This is a genomic window from Streptomyces sp. UNOC14_S4 (genome assembly GCF_020740835.1).
Lineage (GTDB): Bacteria > Actinomycetota > Actinomycetes > Streptomycetales > Streptomycetaceae > Streptomyces.
The window spans coordinates 1-3,848 of the sequence record NZ_JAINFC010000624.1 but is presented as its reverse complement, the minus strand read 5'-3'; the positions used below and the strand labels follow the sequence as shown (position 1 = coordinate 3,848).

The following is a 3,848-nucleotide window of genomic DNA, read 5'->3' as shown; positions in this document are numbered from 1 at the left end:
GGGGTGGGGCGCGCGGGTCCAGGCGGTGACGAGTTCGTCGTTCATCATCTCCGCGAGTGCGGGGATGTCCTCCGCGGCGAACGGGCGCAGCACCAGCCGGTCCGTACTGATGGAGATGTCCGGGAAGGTGGATGTCATGTGCTGCTCCAACGCCGGGGAGGGGGCTCTGGACGGTCTCGGTCCGGGGCTCGGGTGCACCAGCATGCAGCATCGGTGTACGAGTGCGCCAAGCGCGACCCGGCGCGGCCGCGGGCCCGCACGCGTCCGGGTGCGTGGGGCCTGCGGCCGTACGGGTGGTGCGGCCGGAAGAGAACCGGCGGAGAAGGGGCGCGGGCGGCCGGATTCAGCCCTTGACGGGACCGAAGGCGGGGAGGACGGCGCCGCTGAACTTGTCCTCGATGTACTTCTTGACCTCGTCGGAGTTGAGCAGCTTGGCGAGCTTCGCGATGCGCGGGTCGGCCTCGTTGCCCTTCTTCACGGCGAGGAAGTTGGCGTAGGGGTTGCCGTCGGCCTTCTCCAGGGCGATGGAGTCGCGGGCCGGGTTGAGCTTGGCGCCGATGGCGAAGTTGCCGTTGATGACGGCGGCGTCGACGTCGTCCAGGCGGGAGGGGATCTGGTCGGCGGCGAGCTCGGTGAACTTGACGCCCTTCTTGTCCTCGACGTCGGAGAGCTTGGCCTCGGAGCCGACGCCGTCCTTGAGCTTGATGACGCCGTTGTCGGCGAGGAGCTTCAGGGCGCGGCCCTCGTTGGTGGCGTCGTTGGGGACGGCGATGGTGCCGCCCTGGAGGTCGGAGACCTTCTTGCCCTTCTTGGAGTAGAGGCCGAGCGGCTCGATCTCGACGTTGACGACGGGGACGATGTCCGTCTTGTTCTTCTTGTTGAAGTCGTCGAGGTAGGGCTTGTGCTGGAAGAAGTTGGCGTCGACCTCGCCGTTCTGGGTGGCGGTGTTCGGCAGCACGTAGTCGGTGAACTCGCGCACCTTCAGGTTGAGGCCCGCCTTCTTCGCGAGGTTGTCGCGGACGAAGTTCAGGATGTCGCCGTGCGGGGTGGGGTTGGCGGCGACGACGAGCTGGGCGTCGGGGTCGGCGTCCTTGCCCTTCTTCTCCGAGCTGCTGGAGGAGGAGGTGTCGGAGGGGGCGCTGCAGGCGCTGAGGCCGACGGTGAGGGCGGCGGCAGCGGCGAGGGCGGTGGTGAGCTTGAGGGTGGTGGTACGCACGAAGAGTGCCTCTTTCTTTTCTCACGAGGTGTGTGCCCGGCAAAGGGTCCGGGCTCGTGGAGTGCACGGGGCCGAGGGGCCCCGCGGGTTCAGGAGCCGTCGCGGACGTCCGCGGGGTCGGCGGAGGCGGCGACGGCGGTGCGCCGTACGGCGGTCCCGGGCTGTGCCTCGGACTGTGCTGCCTCGGGCTCGCGCTGCGCGGGCACCGCGGTGCGGCGCAGGCGGCGCAGTCCGACGGGGGCGGCCTGGCGGGAGCCGCGGGCGGCGAGGCGGCGGACGACGAGGTCGCCGAGGAGCTGCACGACGGTGACGATGACGATGAGCAGCACGATGGTGATGTTCATCAGGCCGGTCTCGTGGCGCTGGAAGCCGTAGGCGATGGCGAGGTTGCCGAGGCCGCCGCCGCCGACGGCGCCCGCCATGGCGGAGTAGCCGATGAGGGCGATGACGGTGGTGGTCAGGCCGGCCACGACGGAGGGCAGGGCCTGCGGGAGCAGGACCTTGAGGACGACGGTCCAGGTGCCGCCGCCCATGGACTGGACGGCTTCGACGAGGCCGTGGTCGACCTCGCGGACGGCGGTCTCGACGAGGCGGGCGAAGAAGGGGATCGCGCCGATGGCGAGGGCGACGACGGCCGCGCTGGGGCCGATGGAGGTGCCCACCACGAAGCGGCTGAAGGGGATCAGCCAGACGAGCAGGATGATGAAGGGCAGGGAGCGGCCGAGGTTGACGATCGCGCCGAGGACCTTGTTCACCACGACGTTCTGGAGGAGGGCCCCGCGGTCGGTGAGGACGAGCAGGATGCCCAGCGGCAGGCCGCCGATGATGGCGTAGACGGTGGACCACCACACCATGAAGAGGGTGTCGAGACACGCGTCGCGCAGCAGGGGCTGCATCTCGGACCAGGTCACTTGGCACCTTCCTCGGGGTTCTTGTCGGCAGGCGCCGGGTCGTTCACGGGTGCGACGTCGACCTGGAGGCCCTGTTCGCGCAGGAAGCCGATGGGGACGACGTTCTCCTCGAAGCGGCCGGGGAGCTCGATGCGCATCCGGCCGACCTGCTTGCCGCAGACGGTGTCCATGGCGGCGCCCAGGATCGAGATGTCGACGTTGTAGGTGCGCGAGAGCTGGGAGATGACCGGCTGGGTCGCGGCCTCGCCGTGGAAGGTGACGTCGACGACCGTGCGGTCCGGGCCCGAGGGCTCGCCGCCGACGGGGAAGAGCTCGGCGGCGAGCTCGGAGCCGGGGGTGGCGAGCAGCTCGGAGACGGTGCCCTGCTCCACGACGCGGCCGCCCTTCATCAGGGCCGCGGAGTCGCAGATGGTCTTGACGACCTCCATCTCGTGGGTGATGAGGAGGACCGTGAGGCCGAGCTGGCGGTTGAGGTCACGCAGCAGTTGCAGGATGGAGCGGGTGGTCTCCGGGTCGAGCGCGGAGGTCGACTCGTCGGACAGCAGCACCTTGGGGTCGCCGGCGAGGGCGCGGGCGATGCCGACGCGCTGCTTCTGGCCGCCGGAGAGCTGGGCGGGGTAGGCCTTGGCCTTGTCGGCGAGGCCGACGAGGTCGAGGAGCTCCAGCGCCTTGCGGCTGCGTTCCTGGCCGGACACGCCGAGGATTTCGAGCGGGAGCTCGATATTACTCTGGACGGTGCGCGAGGAGAGCAGGTTGAAGTGCTGGAAGACCATGCCGATGCGGCTGCGCGCCTTGCGCAGCTCGGCATTGGCGCGGGGACCGCGCCCGGCGAGGGCGGTGAGGTCCTGGCCGGCCACGGTGACCGTGCCGGAGCTGGGGCGCTCCAGGAGGTTCACGCAGCGGATGAGGGTCGATTTACCGGCACCGCTCTGGCCGACGACGCCGTACACCTCGCCTTCGCGTACGTGGAGGTCGACGCCGTCGAGGGCGGTGACCTCGCGGCCGCGTGAGCGGTAGACCTTTGTCAGGCCCTTGGTGGTGATCACAGGGGTTTCCGTCACTGTCGAGTGCGCGGCGGGAGGGTGCCGGGCACGGGCATTCATTGCGGAACGCGGCATCGGTGATCCCCGGCGCGGAACGCGGCTTCGGGGTCCTGGTGACGCGGGGCGGAGCTCCGGTCCTCGCGGGAAGGCGGGAGCGGGCTCTAGGGGTCTCGCTTCGGGGCGCGAGGCACAGAACGGGGGCCCTCAGCGGTCACACATTCGACACATGCGACGAGCACCGGGCGTCAGCATCGCCTCGGTCGCACAGGTGCGGCAGCTCGTCGTGGTCATGCGGGAAAGTAAAACAGACGCCTGTGCGACGTGACCAAGCCTGTCCGCATAGCGGACAGGCTTGGTCGGTTCGTGGACGGTTCCGGCTGATCGTCGATGATCTTCGGCCAACCCTGCCGACCTGCGCCGACGTGTCTTCGGGGCCGCGTCGGGGGGCTTCCGGCGGGCGCGCCGGACCGCCTGGGTGTGGCCAAGGCCACGGCGTGTTCGTGCGGGTGCGCCCACCGGGGTGCCACTTGCGCTCCGCGCGCGGCTGCGGGCCGGTGGGGGCTGGTCGCGCAGTTCCCCGCGCCCCTGTCCCCCTGCCGCTGGTTGTGGGCATGCGTTCCGCTAGGGGCGGAACGGGTGGGCACAACCGGACCACCGGGCCGCACCACGACAACGGGG

3 protein-coding genes and 1 pseudogene are annotated in these 3,848 nt (G+C 70.3%); all 4 read right to left on the bottom strand.

Annotated elements, in window-relative coordinates; all coding sequences use genetic code 11:
* Positions 1-138: pseudogene (locus K6I34_RS33265) on the bottom strand (GNAT family N-acetyltransferase); the annotation flags it as partial.
* Between the two features lie 205 nt (positions 139-343).
* Complete coding sequence (locus K6I34_RS33260; RefSeq protein WP_229331768.1) at positions 344-1,216, bottom strand: MetQ/NlpA family ABC transporter substrate-binding protein; 873 nt, start codon at positions 1,214-1,216, stop codon at positions 344-346.
* An 89-nt stretch (positions 1,217-1,305) separates the two neighbouring features.
* Positions 1,306-2,127 carry a methionine ABC transporter permease gene (locus K6I34_RS33255; protein ID WP_229331767.1) on the bottom strand — a complete coding sequence of 274 codons (822 nt, stop codon included), beginning with the start codon at positions 2,125-2,127 and terminating at the stop codon, positions 1,306-1,308.
* The gene (locus K6I34_RS33250; protein WP_229331769.1) at positions 2,124-3,230 is read right to left on the bottom strand and encodes a methionine ABC transporter ATP-binding protein; all 1,107 of its coding nucleotides are present in this window, start codon (positions 3,228-3,230) and stop codon (positions 2,124-2,126) included. Before K6I34_RS33250 ends, K6I34_RS33255 begins: the two co-directional genes overlap by 4 nt.
* Between the last annotated feature and the right edge of the window lie 618 nt (positions 3,231-3,848).